The following is a 23,826-nucleotide window of genomic DNA, read 5'->3' on the forward strand; positions in this document are numbered from 1 at the left end:
GCGCGCTTTCGGATCCTCCGGTTTGTCGGTGGTGGATTCGCCGGGCAGGTGTATCGGGCGCTGCTTGAGACCCTTTCCTGCGGAGAAGGGCCGGTACCCGGCCTGGCGCCCGGCAATGTGTATGCGTTGAAGATACTGGTGCCGCCCACGCGCTTTTCGCGCTTTTTCCGCAATGTCGTCTATTGGCTGGGCTTTCAGGCACCGTTCAGCGCGCAGGTAAACCATGCCGCCTGCCGGGCGGGGCTGTTGTGGCAAAAGCTGGTGCGCCACGCTGCTGCCAGGGAATTTGGGGACGAGGGCCACGTGGTGGATGTTTATGCCTCGTTCTACGACCCTGGTTTGGGGGCGCATGGGGAAGTGTTGGAATGGGTAGAGGGGAGGGTGTGGCGACTGGAACCCGACACGCGCCTCCGTCTTCGCCATCGGTGGAGGACACTGCGCCCGCAGGATACGGGCAGCCCGGAGTACGTGGCGAAGCGACAGTTCATGGCTCGGTTTGTGGGGTTGCTCCATCGTATGGGCGGCTACGAGCTTGCCCGCCAGTACGAGTGGTGGACCATGAAGAGCCAGCCCAACGTGCTGAAGCGCCTCTCTGCAAACCACGAGCCGGAAGCCGGCCTGTGCGCGGTTGACTTTCGCGCGGGCCTGGCTGTGTTACCGTTTCTGCCCATGAACCCGCGCGACATCACCCTTATCCTCCAAGGCCTGGCCCGAGGTTCCCTGGTCCAATTTGACCGCTGCGATTACCGCAAACTCCAGACACACATCGCGGCCATGGACGGCGATCTCCTGCCGATGGTGCGGGCATTTGAGGCCTATGACCGACAATACCGACGCTCCATGCCGGACATCACCCACCACGGCTTTCGGCTACTTGTGGATCGACAGCTGCGCGCGTCCATTCGCGACGGACTGGTGCAAGGATACCTGGTCAACGGTATTGTGGATGCGGCATGTGCGCACCGAATGCGCACGTCGGCTTGGAGCTTTGCGTTGTTCTACGTCTTGGGGGCAGTTCCTGTGCTGGGCCGATTTGTCCGCAGGCTGTGGTGCAACAGCACCTACCGTCGTCACCTTTGCTCCATGCTGCAGAGCAGGGACTACCTACGACGAGCCCTGCGCGCTGGTGTGGCAGCCCGCCTTGTGGAATGGCACCGGAGCGGGCGCTGCGGCGAGCAACGTACGCGTGCGCTCTTGCGCCATCCATGGTTGTTCTGGGTCAACCGCCTAACGCTCGGATGGCTTCCCCCCAGGCTCCATCGAGTGCTGGCCGAGCCTGGGTATGTGCTCGCACGCATTCGCCATGCGGTTTCCTTCCTCCGTGCGTTTTTCAAGGACGATGCCTTCCGGGAAAAGTGGTTTACTGATCTCGTGGAGGAAGGGTATCGGGATGGGATGCTTGACGACAATGAGCGGCGCACAATCTTGGCGCACGTGCGCGACCCGTTCATTGTCAAGTACCTGAAGTCGTTGGGCGTACACATGGCAACGCTGCCGGTCACCCAGGTGGTGTCGGTGATTGTAGGTGCAGTCCTTGCCGTCTCCGCCCTGCTCTCCGGGGTATCGTGGGCCAGCGCCGCGGCTCGCTTCACCCTCGCGGTCGGCTTCTTTCAGGTCATTCCTATTTCACCTGGCTCCCTCTGTCGCGGAGCGTACGTTGTGTACCTCATGGTGAAGGAGCGCGATTTCCGCAACTACATGGTGGCGGCGCCGGTCTCGTTCGTCAAGTACATAGGCTACTTAGCCTTTCCATTTCAGATGGTGACCACTTACCCGGCGCTGGCGCGATTCATGGCCAGTCGCTGGGCCACGAACACGGTGCGGATCGTACCGGTCTTCGGCGAAAGGGGGGCCCTTTTGGAGCATCTTGTCTTTGACCTATTCTTCAATGTGCCCAGGGTGATTGCACAGTGGGCCAGAAGGCACATGGGCACGCTCTTGTGGGCTTGGCTGGTTGTGGGAGTAAGTGTTTTGGCAGCGGCTTTCTGGTGGCTGAAAGTACCCCCTGCCACGTCCACCGGGATCAACCTCATTTTGGGCATTACCGTGGTCTGTTTCCTGCCAAGGCTTTTGTTCTATCCCATAATGCGGCGGCAAAACAGGCAATGAAGGATACAGCGGAGCCTTGTGCGTGCGCAACCGAAGGCAGATGAATCGCAGGGAGGAGACAGTGCTGGAGCAAGGCAGGAAGGGAGGAAGCAGACCGCCGGTCATCGGTTTAACATGTGACTATAGCGGCGCAGATGAAACACGTTCTTTCTCGCGCGGCTACGACCTTTTCTATGTGAACTGCGATTACGTACGACCTATCCAGGAGGCGGGGGCCGTACCGGTGCTGCTGCCCACAGTGACCCAGCCAGAGTTGATCGCGGCCAGCGTGGCGACAATCGACGGTTTACTCCTTACAGGCGGGGATGACATCGACCCGCTGGCTTATGGGGAGGAACAACTCAACCCCGCGTGGAAGACTGATCGTCTGCGCACGATCTTTGAGTGCGCGCTGATTGCGGAAGCCCGACGTGCGGGAATGCCCATCTTTGGCATCTGTCGTGGGTGCGAGTCCATCAATGTGGCCCTTGGCGGCAGCTTGTACCAGGATATCCCCACCATGCTCCCGGGGGCCCTTGTTCACCAGGCGCCAGGTGGGGCGAGTCATCCGGTGGACCTTGTCAGCGATTCGCAACTTGCCCACCTGTTGGGAAGCGAGCACCTGAAGGTAAACTCCTTTCACCACCAGGCGATCAAGAAGGTGGCCCCGCAGGTACGGGTGGTGGCCACTGCGCCGGACGGGGTGGTAGAAGCCATCGAGGTACCCGGCGACACTTTCACGGTGGCCGTGCAATGGCATCCGGAGCGAATGAGTGACGATGACAGGCAGAGGGCGCTTTTTGTGGCATTTGTCGAGGCTGTGCGTCGGTGGAAGCAGGCTGGCCGTCCTGCGAGCGGTGGAGTGGGTGCCTGAGTAAGCAGACCGAGGTCGCTATGGCAAGGGCGGAACGGTTTTCCTCGCGGTGGGGCCTGTTGGCAGCAGCACTGGGCATGGCGATCGGTACGGGGAACATCTGGCGTTTTCCGCGCATCGCGGCAAAGAACGGTGGCGGGGCCTTCCTCATACCCTGGATGGTCGCCCTCGTGTTGTGGTCCATACCGCTGTTGATGGCAGAGTCGGCGATGGGGCGTGCTACCCGCCGCGGCACGGTGGGTTCCTTCGGCACCATCATGGGGCGCCGCTTCGCATGGATGGGTGGCTTCGTCGCCCTGTGCACGATTGCCATCATGTGCTACTACTCGGTGGTGACAGGTTGGTGCCTAAGATACCTGGCCGCAGCCGTTACCGGGACGGTCGGTCGTGTGGACCCGGAGCTCTTCTGGCAAAGTTTTGTCGGCAGCCAGACGCAACCGGTCTTCTTTCACCTGCTCGCCATGGTTATCGCTGCGACAATCCTCTTTGGCGGAGTAGCTGGCGGCATTGAACGGGTGAGCAAGGTGCTCATACCGGCCTTGTTTGTGATCCTGGCGATTGGGGCCCTGCGCTCCTTGACGCTCCCCGGTGCGACCGCCGGTCTGGAGTTCTTGTTTAGGCCGAACTGGAACAGCCTGGCGCACTACCGCGTATGGCTTGAAGGCCTCACTCAGTCAGCATGGAGCACCGGAGCAGGCTGGGGGCTGTTCCTGACCTACGCCGTCTATTCGCGCAGCAGGGAAGATGTGCCGCTCAACTCGCTTGTAGTCGGATTTGGCGACAACAGTGCTTCTCTTTTGGTGGGTATGGGGCTTTTCCCCGCGGTCTTTGCCCTGGCACCGGCCCTGGGACTTGTTCCGGGGCAAGTGCTGACTGAACCCGGGCCAGCGAGTACCGGCATGGCCTTCCTCTGGATTCCTCGCCTCTTCGCGGCTTGCCCAGGAGGAGGCCTGCTGACTGCCTTGTTTTTTCTTGCCCTGAGCGTGGCTGCCATCACCTCCTTGATCAGCATGCTGGAACTGGCCACCTGTAACTTGGTGGATGCAGGCATGCGGAGGAACCACGCCGTCATGCTCTCTGCGACCTTTGGTTTCCTGGCAGGGCTCCCTTCCGCTTTGCGCCTATCGTTCTTGGAGAATCAGGACTGGGTCTGGGGTTTGGGATTGCTGCTGTGCGGCCTTTTCTTTGCCATCGCCGTGCACCACTTCGGTGTGAAGCGTTTCCGTGAGGAACTGCTGAATGTTCCTGGAGCAGCCACGAAGGTCGGGCGGTGGTGGGAACTGACGGTGCGGTTCATTATCCCTGCCGAGTTTGTGCTCCTGGTGGGGTGGTGGTTCTACCAAGCGATCGTCGTATTTGAGCCTCATTCATGGTGGAACCCTTTGCGCCCCTTCAGCCTGGGCACCTGCGTGATCCAGTGGGGCGCCGGGGTGACAGTACTCCTTATGGCTAATAGGTTTCTCGCGCGGTGTTCTAAGGGCGCACGGAGCTCGTCATGAGTACCGCAGCCATCGTCATGATGATAATCATCGTGGGCGGCGTCTGGGGCACTTTTGCGTTCCTTCTGGTGCGTGTGGCCCGCCAGGAGAAGCAGGCCATAGACGACTCGCAACAGCAGGTCTGCAAACAGTGACAAAGGAGTCCGCTAGCAGTGGATTATGCTGAGGCACGGGCGGCCATTGAGCAGGGAAAAGTAACGGCAAACTACCTCTTGCTAGGCCCGGAGGACTTTCTTGCCGAGGACCTTGTGCACAGGCTCCTCGCGAAAGCGCTGCAGCCAGGCGACGAGGAGCTCAATCTGGATGTGTTCTACGCCGGTGATGCGGACCCTGCTGCCATAGTGAATGCCGCTTCCGCATATCCAATGGGTGCGTCTTGCCGCGTGGTGCTGGTCAAGGAGGTAGAGCACCTCGGCTCGGCCGCCTTGGAGATGTTGGCTTCCTACGCCCGGCGGCCGAGTCCAAACACATGCCTCATCATGATAGGCGAATCGCTTGATGTCCGGTTGAGGGGAGCGAGGGCGTTGCGGGAGGCGGTCACACTCGTGGACCTACCCCAACTGCGCGAGAAAAGGGCGCAGGAGTGGGTGAGGTCATACCTGGCTGAACAGGGGGTCACGATCAGCGAAGAAGCCCTGCGCTTGCTCCACGAATCCACAGGCAACTCCTTACGCGCGCTAGTCAGCGAGCTGACCAAAGTTCTGCTCAACATTCATCCCCGCACCTCCATTACCGATGAGGATGTTGCCAATACTATCGGTGTAACCAGGGGCTTTACCGTCTGGGAGCTGTGCGACAGTGTGGGGCGGAGGGACTTGCGCTCGGCTCACCTTATTTTGCGTCAGCTGCTGGATGGCGGCGCCTCGGCGACAGCGCTTGTTGCCACTCTTGCCAGCCATTTTCGCCGTCTCACGGTGGCACGTGGCCTGGAGGGGCGCGTGCCAAGAGCCGAAATCGCGGAGAAGCTCGAGGTGCGGGAGTTCTTTGTGGAAAAATACATGGAGCAGAGCCGTCGGTTTGCGCAAGCAGAGCTCCGCAGCGCTTTCGAGGCCTTGTTGGCGGCAGATGCAGCCCTGAAAAGTGGAAGCCACAGGGATCACGGCCGATTGGTGTTAGAAATATTGCTGCTGCGCCTGATCGGGATACGGTAGCCCTGTGCTGCTATGGCGACGGAGAGGCAAGCTGGAAGTTGGGGCAATGCAATTTCTACGGAACCTTACCAGGTGCCTCGCGGTTAAATGAGCGTGCATGTGACCATGGCGAAAAAGAGCAAGTCAGACTTCCATCCCACGGACGAGGAGCTGATCGCCAAGTTTCAGAGCGGCGACCTCTACGCTTTCGACGTGTTGGTACGCCGGTACAAGAACCAGCTCATGAATTTTGTCTATCGGTTCGTGGGTAATCGTGAAGAGGCAGAAGATATTGTCCAAGACACTTTCGTGCGCCTTTACCGAAACAAGCACTCTTACCGCCGCATTGCCCGGTTCTCCACATGGATCTACACCATCGCAGGGAACCTGGCTAAGACGGAGCTCCGCAAACGAAAAGGGCGGCGTTTGCTGGCCCTCTCCCAGATGGGCTGTGAAGACAAAGAGTACGAGATCGAGGACAGTGCCTTTGATCCCGAGCACGAAGTGGACAGTACCATGAAGGGGGCGATCATTCAGCGGGAGATCGACAACCTTCCGCCCAAATTCCGTGAAGTTATCATTCTTCGCGACATACAGGACTTGTCTTACGAGGAGATCAGCGAGATCATCAAGGCGCCGGTGGGCACAGTGAAGTCGCGCATCAACCGCGCCCGCCTGCGCTTGCAGAAGCGTCTGGAGGAGATAGCCGCCAATTGAGCTTGAGGGGCGCAACGGGAAGACGCAACGAGGAGGAGGGATTGTCCGGTAGAGGGCTATGGGCACTTGTGACGACTTTGTTGACCTGATCATGGACTTTGTGGATGGGGAGTTGGTGGGGCCACAGCGCCAGCGTTTGCTCCAGCACTTGCGGGAGTGCGAGCATTGCTCGGCGCAGGTACACAAGCTAAGGCTCTTGCGTGTGCAACTCCGCAATCTCCCCAGGGTCGCAACCTCCCCCGGCTTTGACACCCTGCTGCGTGCCAGGTTGCGCGCTCAAGAGAATGCTCGCTGGCGAAAGGTATGGGCGGCCATTCCCTTTGCCAGTTGGAGAGTGCCAGCCTATGCCCTTACGCTTGTGGTGCTGGCTCTGGCCGCACTGGGTGCCCTTTTCCTGCTCAGACACGGTCAACAGTTGGCTGCACACGAGGGGCAAGTGGCACCCGCAGAAGAACTCGCTCATCGCGAGGCAGAGGACAGCGCGGTTGTAGTCAACTACGTGCTGGAGTCGGTACCCATTGACGTGGCAGTGCTGGGCAAAGGGATACCTTTAGCTACGGGTTCGAGCGCGCTTCCTTCTGACAGCGTTGAGAGGAGGCTTCTCGTTACACCACCTGCCGTTAGACCCCGCGTGGTTTCCTTCTGAATGGACTGTACGGATTCTTGGTTCGTACTGTCACGCCATGAAGTGGTTCACGTCGACATGTGTTGCTGTGCTCACCGCTACCTTGCCGCTGTGGCTGTCGGGGCAGAGCTCCTCGCAGGTGCTGTCGGAGCTGGAGCGGGACCTTGCAGCGTTGGTGAGCGAAGCCAAGCCGTCAGTGGTTTCGGTGTCCGGAAAGGTAGTCGCCCGCTACGAGAATAGTCGAGAAGGGGGATTCCTCGGCCTCTGGGGACAGAAGAAGGAGCGGCGGACGGTCACGTTTCACAACGTTGGGTCGGGGTTGGTGGTGGACGACTCAGGCCATGTGGTGACTCGCAGTAGTGTGGTGGCAGAGGCCGAGGAGATTATGGTGCGGCTGTGTGATGGCCGGGCTGTGGCAGCTGAGTGCGTAGGGGTTGATCATAGCAGTGGCCTTGCTGTGGTGCGTATCCCGCCACGATGGGCCAAAGCCGCACGCCTTGGTTCTACTCAGAACCTCCAGGCGGGCTCGTGGGTGACCGTGATTGGCAACCCCTTTGGCATGGCGCCCAGTATCTCGTTTGGGCTGGTGGATGGGTTACGACAGGACGGCTTGATGCGCGTGTCTGGCTCGGTGGCCGCCGGGAGTGCAGGCAGCCCGGTCTTCAACACCAGAGGCGAGGTGGTGGGGATTGTGGCTGCGGCAGTGGACGTACGCGCCTCTGGCAAGGCTCTCTTGGCAGCGGGGGAAGTGCCGGCCTATCTTCTTGCCTACCCCATCGAGGAAGTGAAGAATGTGGTGCGGCGCATCATCGAGCTTGATGGGGTGGGAGACGGCTGGCTGGGAATTACAGTTATTTCGAAGGACTCGGCGGACCGGCCCACGGTCGCTTCGGTGGAGCCAGGCGGTCCCGCCCATCAGGCTGGGCTCTTGGCTGGGGATGTGCTGGTGCGCTTTGAAGGTCAGGAGCTTCCCAGCAGCGAATTTGCCGCCCGGACCGTGCGCGCCACGCCACCAGGCTCGACCGTGATGATCGAAGTGGAACGCAATGGGCGCCTACTCCCCTTGCGCGTGACCGTAGGGCAGCGACCCGCAATGCACCGGCCACCCTCGATCCTGGGCGCTGAGCCGTTCTCTCGACCCCTCGACGCATTCCCAACCGATCTGGCCCGAACCTCCCCTGAGGAGCGGCGCCTGGAAGAAACCGTGCGTCTCTTACAGCGGAGATTGGTGGAGCTGGAAAGAGAAATCCGCGCTCTGCGCCGTTCTGTACCTCGACACTAAGCGCTGACGCGACCCCTGAGTTATCTCCGTGCCCGCTTCTTTTCTGTTGTTTCTTTGCCCTCAGTTTTATATATTCGCCACCGCCCGTTAAGCGGGGCATGCTCTGCTCCCAGGACGGGCCACCGGTGACTCTCGCAATATGCAACGATTCGACGTCCAGGAGGTCTTTCATGGCTAAAGACAGGAGTTTTGCTACTAAGGTCGCAAAGGCGAAAATGGAGTTCGGGAAGCGCTGCCCGAAGTGTGGCGACCTCGTGGTGCCTCATATGGTGGTGTTCAGCGAACAGCGAGGCCGGAGCGGGGCCTGGCGCTTTTCTCAGCGGGTGGTAGGACTTTGCAAGTGCACCCAGAAAGAGATCCTCGGGTAGAGCCGCGTGCTGAGTCAAACAGTGGCGGGTTCGCAGCCTAGGAGGCTAGTGCTGGCGACTCGTAACAGAGACAAGATACGTGAAATGTGCCAACTGCTGGCCGACAACGGATGGGAGATTCTTTCGTTGGACCAGTTCCGGGATGCGCCCGAAGTGGTTGAGGACGGTGCTACCATTGAGGCGAACGCAACGAAAAAGGCTTTGACAGTGGCGCAGTTTACGGGCCTTCCGGCTCTGGCTGATGACACGGCTCTGGAGGTCGACTGCTTGGGGGGAGCACCGGGTGTCTACTCCAGCCGCTACGCGGGGCCCGATGCTAGCTACGCGGACAATGTATTGAAGCTGCTTCGTGCGCTTGAGGGTGTTCCGGAGGAGGATCGGCTGGCGCGGTTCCGGTGCGTCATTGCCATTGCCGAGGGCGAACGCGTGAGGACGGTGGAAGGTGTATGCGAGGGGCGCATTACCACCGAGCCCAGGGGGGACGGAGGTTTCGGGTACGACCCGGTGTTCTTGGTCCCTGATCTCGGCAAGACTTTCGCCGAGATGACGCCGGCACAGAAGAACGCTATCAGCCACAGGGGGAAGGCTTTGCAGAAGGCCAAGGCTTTGCTGGCCACGTGGGGGGCAGAGGAGAACTCGGACTAAGGACCGGTTCAGTTGGTCTAATTCGAGGGGTTTCATCGGCAGGGCATAGCAGTGCGGGGCGTGGCGCAGTTCGGCTAGCGCGCCTGCTTTGGGAGCAGGAGGTCCCGAGTTCAAATCTCGGCGCCCCGACAAGACACTGGATAGAGCTAAAGCCAGCCCTTACGAGAAGAGGCCCGCTTCGTGGAAGCGGGCCTCTGTTATTAGCTGGCGGACAAGAGTATGTGCGGGAAACGGCCGTTATTTTCGGCCTGATGCTAGTAGCTCAGAACTCCACCGTTACGCCCAATTGCACGGTGAGCAAATCGGTAGTGGACTCTTTTGTGTCGTAGACCAGAGTGTCGTCCACCCTGCGAATGGAGCCCTTCTTTAAGTATCGCGCCTGGCCTCCCACCATGTACCGTATCCTCGAATCTACAAGCAGGTTGTAGATCCCCTGTTTGCCCTTCTTGCTCTCCTTCCTCCCCTCGTAGACCTTCACCATGATTCCGGCGCCGCCCCCGTAGCTGAGTGCGGTGTCGCTCATGTTGTTGGTGCTTATCTCATCATTATCATCACCACTGTGCCAGCCGTCCACTTCCCGGATGCTGGTGTCGGTAGTGAGGTGATTCAAGCCAAATGCCGCCTCTAAGTAGGGTCTGACTGGGCCACCTTTGTGTTGGACGCGCGCTATGAGGTGGGCCTGAATGATGGCGTTGGTCGTGCTGACATCCACGGGAAAATCGGCCACGCTGGTCTTGACGATTTCTCTCCTGGTCTCCGAACCGTAGATGATGAAGCCGATGGCCGCGCCCACGCCAAAGGGGCTTGTTGCCGGTGAATACGCAAAATCAAAACCTGCTGCTCCCCCTATGCTCGCAGCGTTTTCTTTGAACTTTCCCTGGGGGAACCCCAACAGGAGGTTCCCCGAACCTTGAAAATTGGTCTGGGCAGAACCGGTGACCGCAGCGGCAAGAATGAGTACCGCTGTGACCTTTGTGGCGTGTGTTCGATGCATAACTTTCTCCTCCGAATGGTTGTTAGGCACAGCAATTGTTGACACCTGGTTCTTTTCAACGTGTCCTTTTCACTCCTGCCGCCGATAGTAAATGCCAGAGCAGATGTGGTGGGAACGGCCCCCATTGTGCGCGCTTTTGTCTTATCGCACAAACATATCCTCGACTTTGACAATCTGCACGTCCTCAGGGCGCACGGGCAAGAAGTAGGTGGCTATCTCCTTGTCCTCGTCCAGAACGGCCTTTGGCTTGGGCGTGACGTACTTCATGGGGCTGGGCGAATTGCTTATGAGCGCGCTCCTGAGGGTCTCAGCGTCTTTGGTTACCATGACTATCTTGAGATTATGATACTGCAGGTGTCTCCGCACGGCCTCGTTCACCTGACTCAGTGTCAGCTGGCCAATGTGCTTGGGGAATTCCTGGAGGAAGTTCTCGTCGAGTCCATAGAACACGTCGTCCAGGGCGTAGCCAAGCCGCTCCATGGTTGTGGGTGCAAAGTGGAGATAGTATTTTTCCAGGAATTGGGAGGTGAGCTGAAACTGCTCCTCGGTCAGGCCGTTTTCCACCAGTTTCTGCAACTCCCGCACTGCGGCGCGAAGGGCGAAGTGCCGTGCTTCGTTGCGGACCGGCCGGATCCAGACCTGAAAAATCTGCTGTCGACGGGCTACATTGCTGGGCGGAAACTGCCGGCGACTCCCCTGTGGGAATGCCTCGATATAGGAGTAGTCACCATAGTTCATGCCTCGTGCCTCGCGGATCACTTGATACAGGTGGCTGCTGGAATTGCGATGCTCACCCAGCCAGGAGTTTGCCAGCCACAAGGCATGAAAATCCGCATCGCCACGTACTATTTGCAGGGGGAAGCCAAAACTGATGGCGGTAGACTCGGTGTCCTTCTCGATCAGCAGCACCTCAAGCCCGCGGATGGGGTCCGGCTTCGGACGCGGGACCTGCTCAGGTATGCCAGCTGGGAGGCGTGAGAGTTTATTGCGCAGGCGATCAACAAATGCCTTGTCGAAAGAACCTCCCACCCCAATGACCACATTGTCCCTGGTGTAGAATGTGCGATAAAACGCCCGCACGTCATCCAAAGTAATGCTCTTCAGCGATTCAAGGAGGCCCGCAACGGGGTGAGCATACCGGGTGCCAGCGAAAATGAACTGGCTCAAGGCCTCCTTGCCCAGCTCCTCGTCGTCCTGGTAGCGCAGGGTGCGCTCCAAGTAGTTGAGCTGCTGACTCTTGAGGCGGGCAAAGTCATCCTCTCGGAAGGCGGGTTCCAAGACCGCCTCGAGCAGAAGAGCCGTATAGTCCTCGAGGTTATCCTTGTGCACCCGTCCCATGACCACGGTCATCTCCTTGTCCACCTGCGCTTCGTACCCCGCGGCCATGGGGTAGAGCTTCTCCAGTATCTGCTCGTAGCTATTTTTTCGGGTGGAGGCATCGGTGAGCATCTGGGCCGTGAGCGCAGCTAATCCTTCCTTGCCCGGGGGATCGTTCTGCGAGCCCACCTTGAACCAGAGCCTAATGGAGATGGTGGGGTCACTGGGCACTGGCAGTGTGACCACCTCAATCTTCTTAGTAGAACTACAGGAAATGAGCATCGTGACTGCCACCAATGCGGGAAAGATCATGCCTTTCATCCTATTCACCTCCCGTAACTATCACGACGGTGCGTTTGGTGCTTTGCAGGTAGTTCTGGGCCACCCGCTGCACGTCCTCAGGGGTGACGCGCTCGAAGGTGGCGAAAAGTTGGTCCACGCAATCGATGCCGCCCGTCATGGCGGCAAAACGAGCCAGTGAACCAGCTACCTTGGCGGGAGTGTCCAAATTCATCAAGAAACTGTAGGTGGTATGTTTGCGCTGCGCATCCAGCTTTTCCTGCGCCACCGGGGTTTGCTGAAAAGAAGCAATGGTGTGGAAGATCTCATCGCGCACGTTTTCGATGTCGTTAGCATCTTTGACCATGGCGTACACGGTGAGGAGTTTGGGGTCACGGTTAGCAGAAAAGTCGGCACTGATGAATTCCACCCTCTGTTGCTGGATCACTAATTTCTTGTAGATATCGCTCGTGGGGCCGAAGGCAAGATCACCCAACAAGTAACAGGCTGCCATTTCCACGTCATTGGGAGAAAAAGCCATTCCTTTGTACGCCACCGTCAGAATCGGCAGGGTCTTGCCCCTGTAGGCAACACGTGCCTGACGTTCCTCCTTCTGCTCCGGCTCCGGAGTGATCTGCGGCGGCACGTAGCCTCGTTGCCACTGGCCGTAGTACTTCTTGACGAGCGCTATCGTTGCCTCTGGCTCCACGTCCCCGGCGATCAGCAGCACCACATTGTCTGGTCGGTAGTAGCGGCTGAAGAAGCTCTTGCTGTACGCGTACATCGTGGGCATGGCTTCGATGTCTTCCCGGAAGCCAATGGTTGTATGGCGGTACGTGTGCGTCGTGAAAGCCGTGGCCAGGAGGGTTTCCTCCAGAACCATCCAGGGACTTGCCAGGCTCTTGAGGTACTCGCCATGAACGGCGCCCGCCTCTGTCTTGAAAGCCGCCTCGTCATACCAGAGGTTCTGAAATCTGTCGCTCTCCAGTTCGACGACCTTTTCAAGGTCCGACTTGGCGAGGTTGATGTGGTAGCAGGTGTAGTCGTCTGTGGTGTAGGCATTGGCGTCGGCGCCCATTTCGGTCATCAGGCGGTCGTACACGTTGCCCGGGTACTTCTTTGTGCCGCGAAACATCATGTGCTCGAAAAAGTGGGCAAACCCCGTGTGCCCTGGTTCCCACTCGTCCCGGCTGCCGGTGCGAACCACGCTGTAGTACGAAACAAGCCCTGGGCTCTCCATAGGAATCACCACCACCGTGAGGCCATTCTCAAGCACCTCGGTGCGATAGGCGTATGGAAACACACCCGCAAAGCCTACGCCATAAGTGAGCCCGCCCAGCAAGGAACAGATGGCGACACACATGATGGGTCCTCTCATTGCTTCTTTCGACCTCCGTGTTGTGTCCGTATGTGCCGTTTTGAGCACGAATTTAGCAAATCTGAGGAGAATTGCAAGAGGTTTATTGGATGTTCTTCCCCGCAGCCACGACCGTCTTTGCGCCAGCTCATGTCGCCAAACCGGAACAAATGGCACCGGCGACGGTTCGCCCTGCACAGGATGGAACTCAGCAGCAGGGCGGTTCCTGGCCCCCCAGCGCAGTGGCGGGCAAGGTCGGTCGGGACACTATGGGGTGAAACCCGTGTCCGCAAAACGGGAACGTGGCACGTAGGTACAAAAACAAAACGAACGCCGTACAAGTGCTTGGCCGTTTAGGAAAGTGGAAGTTCAGTGGGGTTCGAGATCCCTTGACCATCCGTATCTCACGTATCTCCTGTTTGGTCCTGTTATCGCTTTTGGCCCACCAGCCGCTCCTCGGTGCGGATCCGGTGTCCATCGTGCGGTACCCGCTCCTGGGGCGACCGGTCATCACTGTGCCCGGAGGTCGGTTCACCATCGAATGCGTTACTTCCGCTAGCACAAGCGGCTGGCAGGCCTGGCTCTCCATGCCCTACGCCGAATTTCCGTTGAGCCTGACTGTTGGCGAGTATGCCAAGGGGGTGCGGACGTTGGTCGCGAGCGTACCGGCGCAGGCGCCATTCGAGCTCTATGACCTGCGCGTCATGGCGGGGGGCGTAACGGATGTGGTCAGTCGTTGCGTACGGGTCATTCCCGCCTTCCGGGACACGTTCACCTTTGTCCATCTCCCCGATTGCCACATCCCTTCGGTGTCGTGGATCGGTTTCTACGACGATGAGAATACCGTGCCCGAGTTGGCTCAGATCATCGACGAGCTTGGCTTCCTGAACCCCGCATTTGTGCTGCAAACTGGCGACCTGGTGGACAATGGGCAGATAGACGAGCATTTCCGCACGGCCCAAACGTTGCTGGCCACGAGCCAGGTGCCTGTTTTCGTCACTGGCGGCAATCATGACCTTTGGTACAATGGCCACGACCTTTGGCACCGATACTTCGGCCCGGTGATGGACTACACATTCCTCTACGGCTCCGTGCGCTTTGTGGGGATGGAAATGTACGACATCCCCACGCCCACTTTCACGGCGGCGCAGATGGCTTGGCTGCGTGAGACGCTGGAGCAATCCGTGAGCAACAGGGAGCGGGCCCGTATTCTTTTCACCCACTACGACCAATCCGCCCAGCTCACCGCTGACTTTGTGGACCAATACCTGGTCGACGCCGTCATCTACGGCCACACGCACGTCAACAACGTGCGCAGGATCGGGGCTCGGGGGACTTGGATGCTGAACACTTCTTTTACGATGAATGACAACGGCGAGTATCGACTCGTCAAGGTGAGAGACGGCGCGCTCGTAGACTATCCGGTAATGAAGTTCCGGCGGCTGTGGGTCAACACGTTTCCGGCGCAAGACGGCAGTTCATGGAAGGCCGGGGCCTACATCCGCAACGATAACGACGTAGACCTGGAAGATGTGCTGGTAAAGCTCCACGTGCGGCGTAGCGCTGGCCCGTTCACAGTTCAAGGGGGCACCGTGCTCCAGGCCTTGGACTACGGCGAGGATAAGCGGGTCTACTACGTCCGTGCTGATGTCCCACGCCAAAGCCAACGTACTATCACGGTGCAAGGACAGAGCACCGGCAATGAGCCACCTGTTATCGCTTCGTACTGGCCGCGTTTTGATACGACGGCCGCCGCTGGGCAAACGGTTCTTCTGCGCGTTCAGGTTGTCGATGAATCGCCGGGCGCGCTCCAGTATGCCTGGCAAACAAATGGCACGCCAGTGGCCGGGGCAAATGGACCTGCCTGCAACGTGGCCTTGCCAGTGGATTCCAGGGGCGTGTTCAATGTAGAGGTGGAGGTCACTGATGGCGCCTTGCGGGACAGGCACACCTGGCGCATCTATGTGGCGCCGCCGGTGAACCGTCCCACCCTGACTTCCTCCACGCGGAGTTTTTTCCCCTATGATCGCGAGGTTGAGCTGACCTGGCGCGAACCTTTCGCGGGTTCCGCGGTGTTCGAATATGGGAGGTCACCGGGTGTCTACACTGGCTCACTCCCGGAGGAAGGGACGACTAACCGAGTTCGTTTTGTCCCACGCGATGTGGGAATGGGGCTCGGCCTCTACTTTTGCCGGATCAGGCTCGGGGCATTGAGCAGCGACGAGTTCACTCTTGTGGTAGAGGCACCTCGGGCGCCTACCTTGGTGGCTCCCCTTGGTCCGGTCAAGACTGTCTCGCCCACTTTTCAGTGGCAGCCAGTGGAAGGGGTGCCCTACTACCTGGTGATTATGACCGACCAGAGAATCCGGATAGTCCAGGACCCGGTGACTGGCGAATATTCCATCGAAGGGGCGAACCCGGTGTGGGCGGTGCTCACGCCTGAGTGTTCGGTCCCTTACGGCACGCCAGACCCCAGCGGCACGTTCACCTCGGTTGCCCCGCCTCTGGCACCCGGAGGTGAGTACTGGTGGGTGGTGCTCAACTGTTACGGTCCCACACCAGAGCTGAGCTCCACGGTGCAGTCCGGAGTTGGTTCTTTTCGCGTCGACATGCCGGCGCCCAACGTGCGTGCTCCAACCTTGCTGGCCCCACCGGATAAGGCCACGTTGGCCGGTGCAAATATCCTGTTCCGATGGGAGGCGGTGCCCAATGCCGTCGCCTATCATTTTTATCCTTTCAAGGTCGAACTGGAGGCGGGGGTGGAGGTGGTGCGCCCGATATGGGAAACGGTCATTGCTACCACCAACACCGCTTTGGACTTCCCGGCCGGCCGTTCTTTGGTCAAGGGTAACTACTTGTGGAAGGTAGCGGCGGTGGGCGCAAACGGCGTGGAGGTGAGCAGCTCTGCCCGCGCGTTTAGCTACGAGGCTCCCAGCGCAACGGTGAACTTGCGCACCTGGGACGATCGCGCCACACCGCAGCGGGACGACGATATTCCCCTTCCTCGTGTTACTGTGTCCTACGAAGCCATTGAGGGGGTGGATCTGGGGCTCCCCCTGGCTACGGACACGGAGGGGAAAAGGACGGGCATCACCTTTGCGCCTGGGGTCTATGTGCTTGAGGCCAGGCGGGAAGGATATGCCCCCACGCGTGACACGCTCTCGGTGCTGAGCGGCCGGACCTATGAGGTGAACCTTAACCTGCGACCAGAACCCTCCTCGGTGCGAGGTTCGGTCAAGGACCAGACTGGACAGCCGGTGGCTGCAGCCACGGTGTGGGCCACGCACTCGTTGCGCCCAGATCTTGTCCGCGAAACCACTTCTAACCAATTGGGAGACTTTAGCCTGGCTTTGCCCCCCGGGTCCTGGCGCGTGCAGGCGACGAAAGCCGGTTTTCGGCCCAGTAGTGAGGTTGCAGTGGAAACGAAGGCGGGTGAGACGACCCAGCTACCTGCGGCGCTGCGCATCACGCGCAACCAAAACAGTCTCTCTGGCACCGTGGTGAACGATGGGGGCGTGGCGGTCTACGGGGCAACCGTGGTGGCAACGCTGGGTGCTGACCGGATGCAAGCGACCACCGACGCCACCGGTCGCTTCGCCTTCACCCTGTATGACGGCTACTGGACCATCCAAGCCAGCAAAGCCGGGTTTGTATCCTCGCCGGCACGAGGGATGAGCCTATCGGGGGGAGTCGCTTACGAGCTGACCCCTCCCCTGGTGCTCACTCCCATGGCTGCCTTGGTGGCCGGAATAGTCAACAGTGGGCTTGCACCGCTCGCCGAGGCCGAGGTGCGGGCAATCCCGCTGGCAGGCAGCGTGCAGACGGTCACGACGGACGGCTATGGCCGGTTTACGCTGAGTTTGAGCCCCGGCACGTATACGCTGGAGCCGCGGAAGGAGGGATTCAGCCCAGCGGGATCTCAGGTGCTCAGCTTAAGTTCCGGCGAGACGGTCTCCGGCATCGAACTGCTCCTCACTCCCCATGACGGGAGCATCAGCGGCTCGGTGAGTACTGACGGTACATTGCCCCTTGCCGGCGCCACGGTCACCGCCAACGGTCGCACCACGCTTTCCGATGCGGCTGGACGCTACTCCCTGGCTGTCGCGCCCGGTGCGCATTCCGTGGTGGCTCGGAAGGAGGGGTACCTCGACCCACAACCGGTCACCGTGACCGTGGGACCGGGGCAAAGCGTGCAAGGAGTAAACTTTGTCCTTCCCCCAAATGCCAGTGTCATCAAAGGGAGGGTGCTGTATTCATCGGGCGTGGCCGGGGCTGTGGTCGGCGCTACAGGCCCAAGCCAGAAAAGCACCGTCAGTGACGATAATGGCAACTATGCTTTGGGCGTGGAGCCGGGCACATGGACCCTCACGGCATACAAGACGGGTTTCTCCTCCGAGACGGTGACCGTGCAGGTGGGTCAGGCCCAGGTATTGGAAGGAAGGGATATCCGCCTGAAGCGCTCGGCCGCCGTGCTGCAGGGAGTGGTGATCGAGGCGTCAACCAGGGAGGCCGTGCCTTCGGCCTCGGTAACGGTGGAGCCGGGCAGTGTAGCCACCACGACGCGCGTGGACGGGAGCTTCAAGTTTGAGCTTGACCCGCAGCCAGGCGGGGTCACAGTGACGGTTACAAAGCCTGGGTTTGCCCCCTTGTCCCGCATTTGCGGCCCTCTTGCAGCCGGGAGCACCACGAATATCGAGTGCGCATTGGCCAAGCTCGGCACGCGGCTCGTGGGGGTGGTAACAGACGAGGCGGGAGACCGGCTGGAAGGGGCACGGGTGCTGGCGGTTGCGGGCACCGACACGTTCGCTGTCTTGTCATCGCAGGGGGGCAGTTTTCTGCTGCCGCTGCCGCGACCAGGAACCTTCGCCGTTTCCGCCGACAAACCAGGTTACGCCTGGCGCGGCGCAGCGTTGGTCGTGACGTTGAGCGAAGGGCAGGAAAAGAGCCTTGAGCTCCAGTTGGCGCGCAACTTTGCCGGGTTGCGGGGCCGGACCCTCGATGCACGCGATGGCGCGCCGCTGGCAAATGTCTCCCTCGCCGTGCGACGTGGGGGACACACAGCGGCCTCCTGCACCTCCGATCAGACCGGAGAGTACCAATTCGCCGATGACAAGGGGCGCCCCTTCTTGGTACAAGGAACCTACGAGCTCTGGGCGGGAAAGCAAGGTTTTGCCGACACGCTGCTGGTGGGCCTGCAACTGCGCGGCGGCAGCACTTTGGCTCAGGATGTGCACCTGCGGCGACATGAGGCGTGGCTGGAAGGGGTGGTCTCAAACGGTGCGACCCCATTAGCCAACGCCATGGTGACGGCGCAACGGACCGACGGGGCGGTGCAGTACACCACGGTCACCAGGAGCAATGGCTCCTTCAGGCTGACGCCCATTGCGAGTGGTGATTACCGCCTGCGCGCCCAGCTGGCCGGCTACACGTGGCCGCGCGATACGGTGGTGCGGGCGCCGCAGAGCAACGTGCTCCTCCGCCTGGTGGCCAATGAAGGGCGCATTTGGGGGACGGTCCTCGACGCCGAGGCCGGCCAGGGTCTTTCCGGTGTGAGCATCTTCGCCAGCGACGGACAAGGCAATGAGGCGCGCACCTCTTCGCTTAGCGACGGACGTTACGAGCTGGCCAGCCTGCCAGTGTTGCAGCCCTACAGGCTGACCGCAAGCAAGTGGGGCTACCGAACCGCCTCGCGGACGGTGTCCGCCACAAGGGGGGACACTACCAACTTCCGCCTGGCTCGCATCTATGCCACTATCGGGGGCACTGTGCGCTACGCCTCGGGCCAGCCCGCACCAGGCGCAGTGGTTGAAGCCCAAGCCGGAGCTACGGTGCACAGGGACACAACCGGGTCAGACGGGCGTTACCTCCTGAGCCGGCTCGGTCCCAATTCCTACCAGGTCTCGGCCACTAAGCCGGGGCACCTCAGCACACCCCGCAGTCGGCAGGTGAACCTGTACAACGGCGGGGATAGCCTCAGCGCCAACTTTGTGCTTGAGGAAGTGCCCGTGGCCAGACTGGTCATCTCCGGTCCTACAGCGGTCAACACTGGTTCGACTGCACAGTTCTCCTACAGCGCCTTAGCATACGATGGCCGACAGGTGCCCATCGAGCCCGAGTGGTCGGTCGACCTCCCGGCCGCCATCGGATCACTCAGCGGCGGCAGGCTCGCTCTTCGGAATGACTTCATCGGTCCACTATGCTTGATATTGCGGGATGCCTATTCGGGAAGCGCCGATTCTTTATGGCTGCAGGTCGTGGCCCCAATCGGCCCGGCTGATGGCGAGCGTATCCTGCGCGATTATCGAGGGGCCTCCTTGGTGCTTCCCGCAGGATGCGTGGAAAGCCCGGTCTCAGTGGGCCTAACCTACCCCCAGCTTCCCGAAGTTAAGAAGGTCTTGCCGGGGTATGTGCAGGCGGGCCGCGCCTACGGGCTGCAACCTGCCGGGCTGCGGTTGCGGAAGCCCATGGTTTTGACGTTGCCACTGGCCGATAGCAGCGCTGCCGAGAGCGCCCTCTTCTTCTGGAACGCTGAGCGGCTCGCCTGGGAGGAGGTGTCCGCAACCCAAGTTCCTGGCGGAGTGCAAGCGCAGGTGATCACACTCGGCCTTTACATGCTCATGGAGCCGGCCCTGCCCCTGGGCATTCGTGACTTCCGGGTTACACCAACGCCGTTCTCGCCGTTCATCTGCCCGCTGGAGATTTCGTTCACACCTACGTCGCGCGCGTCGGCTACGGTCTTTGTCAGTGTGAAGGTTTACAACATGACAGGGGACCTGGTGCGGGCGCTTGCCGAGACGAGCGTGACGCAAGGGCAGATCTACCGGTTGACCTGGGACGGAACCACCGACACGGGAAGCATGGCGCTCAACGGTCGGTACCTGGTGCATGTGGAAGTCAAGGACGGCGAAGGGAGTAAACGGCTATTGAGCCCAGTGGTGCTGGTCAAGTGAGAAGCGCGATGATGGAGAACTGGCCGAGGAGGAATGGAGCGGGAATGAGGCGTTGGGGTGGCCTCCACTTTTTGTCGGTGGCCATTGTGCTATCTGCAGGCAGTGGCTTCGCGGATATCCCCGCCGCTTTTGTCGACATAGGCTACGGAGCCCGCCCCTTGGGCATGGGGGGCGCCTATGTGGCACTGGCCAGCGACCCCTACGCCGTGTTCTGGAATCCAGCCTGCCTGGTCAGCGTCCAGGGGTGGCAGGTGAGCACGATGTACGCCAAGCAGTTCGGGCTCATACCCTACACGCTCGCCGCCGTCGCTCACGGCCTCACCGAGCATTCCGGAGTCGGTCTCGGTGTGCTCACCTCAGGCGACGAGATGCTGCGCGAATCGGCCTGTTATGTGAGCTACGCGCGGCGCCTGGCGATGCTTGGTCCTGCCGGCGCGCGGCTTGCCGCCGGGCTCACCCTCAAGGTGCGTTGGGCAAGCTTTGGCAACAATGCCGATGGAGGGGAGCAGCGAGTGCAGGGGACGGCCGTGGGTTATGGGCTGGACCTTGGATTACGCTGGAAGCCAGCCCCTCGTTGGGCCCTGGGAATGCTTCTGCGCGATCCGGTGAATCTCCTGCAGTACCGCAATGACACGCGGCGGACCTCCTATGGCGAGTCCGTGCCCGCAGGCTTGGTGGTGGGCGCCGCCTATCTGGCGCGGCCCAATGTCGTCCTTGCACTGGACCTGGCCAAATCCCTCTACGTGGACGTGAAGGACCGGATCAGCCTTGGCGGCGAATGGCTCCTGTTCAAAGCTCTTTACCTGCGCGGGGGGTGGTCGCAAAACCTGGATCCGGTCGCGAACGGCAAGGCCAACTTTGGCGTTGGACTGCAGTACTTTCGCGACACTTGGGGCGCGCGCTTTGATTTTGCATATCAGCTGCATTTTCTGGCACATACGCCTCGTGTTTCCGTGTCGGTGTGGTTCTGAAGATGAGCAAGAGCAATCGACTTGTTTTGCTGGTACTGCTCGCGGCGTCCTGGGTCTGGGCACAAAGTGACCGCCCTATCACCGAGCTCGTGGCCAGGCACGTGCGGGTCGACCTCTCCCTGTCAGGGGCCTTTGTTGACTTGGGGGCAAGCCTCGCCCCGCTGGGGGGCATCGCCAGCGGCCAGTCTGATGCAAGTTGCCTCAGCTGGAACCCTGCCGGCTTGGCCGCACTCCCTCGCACCAGCGTTGTCCTGGACTATGTGCCGGGTCTCCGTCAGGATATAGAACCTCTGCTCCACCTCTCTTCGCGGCTCAGGGAACAAATGGATGCCGTCATCGAGGACTACGGCGCCCCCAACGCATTGGTGACCTACCCGCAGCTTGCCGCTCGTGTGGGATTGGAGCCCATCGTGGGTGGGGTAGCAGTGGGTCTGCCGCTCACCATCGCGGGCAGAAGGTGGGGCGTGGGCTTTGGCTACCGGGAGCCATTTGCGCTGCGCTGCACACTGCTGGGCACGGGCGTTGAAGTGGCCATCGACAGCGAAGAGGAACTGGAAGGGGAAATGCGGCGCATTCGCATGCGCACCTGGCTGGATGTGACCGGCGAGGCGGAAGCGAGAGTCCAGGAACTCATCATCGGCTTTGGGACACAGGTGGGGCCCGCAACCAGGGTGGGCTTGGCCGTCACCAGATTGGCCCTGCATGCCAGGTGCCTCGGGTACGCAGCGGTCGAGGGGATCGTGGAAATGTCCGGAGGGGAGTACGTCTTTAACGACCCCTACGATCCACGGATCGACTTTGCCAGAGGCGAGCAGAACAACTTGCACCAGTCCCTTTTTGCCGACTACTCGGGCCTCGCGTGGGGCGCGCGCATTGGCCTCTTGCACCGCCTCAACCACCGTCTGCACCTCGGTCTGGCGATCAACCTGCCCTACCATCTGCGCCTCCACGGGCAGGATTCCACTGTGAATAACCGTATCCCCTTCATCGACCTCGAAGGCGGAGTGCAAGGGGAGGTCGCGGACATGATCGATGCGACCAAGATTGATCTGTCCAAATTGACCCTTACCGAACGTCTGTCACAGCACAATGCCTTTGCTCCGGTTCTTCGCGTGCCGGGCTCTCTGCACTTAGGGGTGCTGTGGGGAACACAGAAGCGAGCACTTTCGGCCAGGGTGAGCTTCTACTCGGGTCGCCTGACGGCGTCTTTAAAGAACGGCGAAGAGCGGGGAATGCGCCTGCGGTATGGCGTTGGTGTGGGGTTTGATCTCCGTTACTTTTTCATAGGGCTTGGCACCGAGGTAGGGGACGAGGTGCAGCCTGCCGGCGAAACCCGCGCCCCGATGCAGGCACTGGTGGTGCCGCGCCTGAACCTGGGGGGCAGGGTCCCGGTCGCGTCAGGATTATGGCTTGCCTGCGTAGTAGGCGTGGAACCTACGCCCCTCGTGCGGCTGAGCGGCCAGTATGAGTTTTGAAAGGGGGTGACTACCTCGAAAGCTAAAGGAGCGGCCATTGGGCTCGCCCTTGTGGTGCTAGCCAGCGCAGAGGCATGGGCGCAACAAGTGCGGGCGGTGCACGGCGCGTACGTTGTCCTTTCGGCACCGCCTTTGCAAGGAGTCGTGGGTGATACACTGCACATCTACCGGGCCACAGAAAAAGGACCCTTACTTGTGGCGACTGTGGAGCTGGACGAATTGCGGGCAGACCAGGCTATCTGCAAGGTCCTGTGGGAGGCGCCGGCCTACAAAGTCGAGGTGGGCGACTGGGCGGTGGCCAAAGACGGAAGACCGCCACGGAGCGGTCGCGAGGTAGGACAAACCCCTGGGGCGGCGGTTGTAGCCGTGCGCGGCACATTGGCCCTCATTGACGGTCTACCTGGCCCTATCGAGCCAGGTACTGTCATGCTTGTCCAGAGACCGAGCGATAGCACTAAGCCGATCGGAAAAGTGCGTCTGTTCTCCAGGCACGGCCCGCGCGCCCTGGTCAGCGTGGTGGAGGAGGATTCCACAGACAAGATAGCCCCCGGGGACAGGGTGAGGCCAATGCTCGGACCTGACGTGGCGCGCGCGGAGAGCCCCATTCCTCGCGTGGCCAAGGTGAAGGGCGCTTATCTCTTCGTCGAGGGCCTCCCCGAGGAGTGGGCCGTCCCATGCGTGGTGCAGGTGCTCCGACCTTCGTTGGAGGGCGGGCGACGAGTGGCCGTGGCGCGCCTCATCGTGCGCAAGGGTGAGAGGGCTGTAGCCACCATAAAGAGCAGGAAACGAGGCGCGGAGGTCCAGGCTGGCGATGTGCTCGCTCTGCCAGAGGAAGTGCCCATCGGCCCCAACGAAGACCTGGATACGTACTTCTTTGGTGCCTATCAGCCGCGTCGGTAAGTGCAGGATGCCCCGCGCCTGAGGTGGCGTGCTGCGGCTTCGCTGTGCTGCCAAACGGACCCGGTCAGGGGCTTGGGAATGGGCAGCAGAGTGCGCGGCCGGAGCGCGAGGTTCATGGAGCGGAGGATAGTGTGCAGAAGGATTTTCATTACTACGCCGTCATGGTCCTGGCCCATTTGGCCGGATTCCCGCCGCGCGAGGCCAAGGTCATTGCCTACAGCTCCCAATTTGTGGACGACTCTACGGATAGCGGCCAGGTGGAGGTTGGGCAGTACCGCTACGACACAGTGCGCACTGCCCACCTGGGTCTGCAGGTTTTTACCTGGAACGTGCACAAAAAGATCTACTTCCCATT

18 protein-coding genes and 1 tRNA gene are annotated in these 23,826 nt (G+C 60.6%); 16 read left to right on the forward strand and 3 right to left on the reverse strand.

What is annotated here, in order from left to right; all coding sequences use genetic code 11:
• The 11 genes from ONB25_13270 to ONB25_13320 all read left to right on the forward strand — a co-directional run.
• The coding region (locus tag ONB25_13270) for a hypothetical protein (protein ID MDZ7393855.1) at positions 1-2,109 on the forward strand (2,109 nt) is incomplete at its 5' end.
• Positions 2,110-2,131: 22 nt separating this feature from the next.
• Positions 2,132-2,962 carry a gamma-glutamyl-gamma-aminobutyrate hydrolase family protein gene (locus ONB25_13275; GenBank protein ID MDZ7393856.1) on the forward strand — a complete coding sequence of 277 codons (831 nt, stop codon included), beginning with the start codon at positions 2,132-2,134 and terminating at the stop codon, positions 2,960-2,962.
• A 20-nt stretch (positions 2,963-2,982) separates the two neighbouring features.
• On the forward strand, positions 2,983-4,461 hold the full coding sequence (locus ONB25_13280; protein ID MDZ7393857.1) for a sodium-dependent transporter: 1,479 nt from the start codon (positions 2,983-2,985) through the stop codon (positions 4,459-4,461).
• Complete coding sequence (locus tag ONB25_13285; protein MDZ7393858.1) at positions 4,458-4,595, forward strand: hypothetical protein; 138 nt, start codon at positions 4,458-4,460, stop codon at positions 4,593-4,595. Before ONB25_13280 ends, ONB25_13285 begins: the two co-directional genes overlap by 4 nt.
• Positions 4,596-4,613: 18 nt before the next feature.
• On the forward strand, positions 4,614-5,612 hold the full coding sequence (gene holA, locus ONB25_13290; GenBank protein MDZ7393859.1) for a DNA polymerase III subunit delta: 999 nt from the start codon (positions 4,614-4,616) through the stop codon (positions 5,610-5,612).
• A gap of 87 nt (positions 5,613-5,699) precedes the next feature.
• A complete protein-coding gene (locus ONB25_13295; protein MDZ7393860.1) occupies positions 5,700-6,308 on the forward strand; it encodes a sigma-70 family RNA polymerase sigma factor in 609 nt (202 codons plus the stop codon).
• Between the two features lie 58 nt (positions 6,309-6,366).
• A complete protein-coding gene (locus ONB25_13300) occupies positions 6,367-6,954 on the forward strand; it encodes an anti-sigma factor (protein ID MDZ7393861.1) in 588 nt (195 codons plus the stop codon).
• A 37-nt stretch (positions 6,955-6,991) separates the two neighbouring features.
• Positions 6,992-8,215 (forward strand): S1C family serine protease, encoded by a 1,224-nt coding sequence (locus ONB25_13305; GenBank protein MDZ7393862.1) that lies wholly within the window; start codon positions 6,992-6,994, stop codon positions 8,213-8,215.
• A 170-nt stretch (positions 8,216-8,385) separates the two neighbouring features.
• Positions 8,386-8,583: a hypothetical protein gene (locus ONB25_13310; GenBank protein MDZ7393863.1), complete on the forward strand. Its 198-nt coding sequence runs from the start codon at positions 8,386-8,388 to the stop codon at positions 8,581-8,583.
• A gap of 48 nt (positions 8,584-8,631) precedes the next feature.
• The gene (locus ONB25_13315; protein ID MDZ7393864.1) at positions 8,632-9,228 is read left to right on the forward strand and encodes an XTP/dITP diphosphatase; all 597 of its coding nucleotides are present in this window, start codon (positions 8,632-8,634) and stop codon (positions 9,226-9,228) included.
• A gap of 54 nt (positions 9,229-9,282) precedes the next feature.
• Positions 9,283-9,357, forward strand: a tRNA-Pro gene (locus tag ONB25_13320).
• 133 nt (positions 9,358-9,490) lie between these two features.
• Here ONB25_13320 and ONB25_13325 read toward each other — a convergent pair.
• From ONB25_13325 to ONB25_13335, 3 genes are all read right to left on the reverse strand, one after another.
• A complete protein-coding gene (locus ONB25_13325; protein ID MDZ7393865.1) occupies positions 9,491-10,222 on the reverse strand; it encodes a hypothetical protein in 732 nt (243 codons plus the stop codon).
• Between the two features lie 141 nt (positions 10,223-10,363).
• On the reverse strand, positions 10,364-11,860 hold the full coding sequence (locus tag ONB25_13330) for an insulinase family protein (GenBank protein MDZ7393866.1): 1,497 nt from the start codon (positions 11,858-11,860) through the stop codon (positions 10,364-10,366).
• 1 nt (position 11,861) lies between these two features.
• A complete protein-coding gene (locus tag ONB25_13335; GenBank protein MDZ7393867.1) occupies positions 11,862-13,196 on the reverse strand; it encodes an insulinase family protein in 1,335 nt (444 codons plus the stop codon).
• Between the two features lie 368 nt (positions 13,197-13,564).
• Between ONB25_13335 and ONB25_13340 the strand changes: the two genes are divergently transcribed.
• The 5 genes from ONB25_13340 to ONB25_13360 all read left to right on the forward strand — a co-directional run.
• Complete coding sequence (locus ONB25_13340) at positions 13,565-20,125, forward strand: carboxypeptidase regulatory-like domain-containing protein (protein ID MDZ7393868.1); 6,561 nt, start codon at positions 13,565-13,567, stop codon at positions 20,123-20,125.
• Between the two features lie 44 nt (positions 20,126-20,169).
• On the forward strand, positions 20,170-21,096 hold the full coding sequence (locus tag ONB25_13345) for a hypothetical protein (protein ID MDZ7393869.1): 927 nt from the start codon (positions 20,170-20,172) through the stop codon (positions 21,094-21,096).
• Positions 21,097-21,098: 2 nt separating this feature from the next.
• A complete protein-coding gene (locus tag ONB25_13350; GenBank protein ID MDZ7393870.1) occupies positions 21,099-22,571 on the forward strand; it encodes a hypothetical protein in 1,473 nt (490 codons plus the stop codon).
• A 6-nt stretch (positions 22,572-22,577) separates the two neighbouring features.
• Complete coding sequence (locus ONB25_13355) at positions 22,578-23,471, forward strand: hypothetical protein (GenBank protein ID MDZ7393871.1); 894 nt, start codon at positions 22,578-22,580, stop codon at positions 23,469-23,471.
• Positions 23,472-23,602: 131 nt separating this feature from the next.
• Positions 23,603-23,826 (forward strand): hypothetical protein (locus ONB25_13360; protein ID MDZ7393872.1); only part of this gene is annotated, 224 nt, incomplete at its 3' end.

Source organism: candidate division KSB1 bacterium (assembly GCA_034506335.1).
Classification (GTDB): Bacteria; Zhuqueibacterota; Zhuqueibacteria; order JANLFK01; family Oleimicrobiaceae; genus Oleimicrobium.

Excerpts from the sequence above, each read along its gene's own strand:
- ONB25_13330 (MDZ7393866.1), bottom strand. The coding sequence starts at position 11,860 with ATGAAAGGCATGATCTTTCCCGCATTGGTGGCAGTCACGATGCTCATT.
- ONB25_13325 (MDZ7393865.1), bottom strand. The coding sequence starts at position 10,222 with ATGCATCGAACACACGCCACAAAGGTCACAGCGGTACTCATTCTTGCC.
- ONB25_13300 (MDZ7393861.1), top strand. The coding sequence starts at position 6,367 with ATGGGCACTTGTGACGACTTTGTTGACCTGATCATGGACTTTGTGGAT.
- ONB25_13295 (MDZ7393860.1), top strand. The coding sequence starts at position 5,700 with ATGAGCGTGCATGTGACCATGGCGAAAAAGAGCAAGTCAGACTTCCAT.
- ONB25_13305 (MDZ7393862.1), top strand. The coding sequence starts at position 6,992 with ATGAAGTGGTTCACGTCGACATGTGTTGCTGTGCTCACCGCTACCTTG.
- ONB25_13285 (MDZ7393858.1), top strand. The coding sequence starts at position 4,458 with ATGAGTACCGCAGCCATCGTCATGATGATAATCATCGTGGGCGGCGTC.
- ONB25_13310 (MDZ7393863.1), top strand. The coding sequence starts at position 8,386 with ATGGCTAAAGACAGGAGTTTTGCTACTAAGGTCGCAAAGGCGAAAATG.
- ONB25_13280 (MDZ7393857.1), top strand. The coding sequence starts at position 2,983 with ATGGCAAGGGCGGAACGGTTTTCCTCGCGGTGGGGCCTGTTGGCAGCA.
- ONB25_13335 (MDZ7393867.1), bottom strand. The coding sequence starts at position 13,196 with ATGAGAGGACCCATCATGTGTGTCGCCATCTGTTCCTTGCTGGGCGGG.
- ONB25_13350 (MDZ7393870.1), top strand. The coding sequence starts at position 21,099 with ATGAGCAAGAGCAATCGACTTGTTTTGCTGGTACTGCTCGCGGCGTCC.
- ONB25_13345 (MDZ7393869.1), top strand. The coding sequence starts at position 20,170 with ATGAGGCGTTGGGGTGGCCTCCACTTTTTGTCGGTGGCCATTGTGCTA.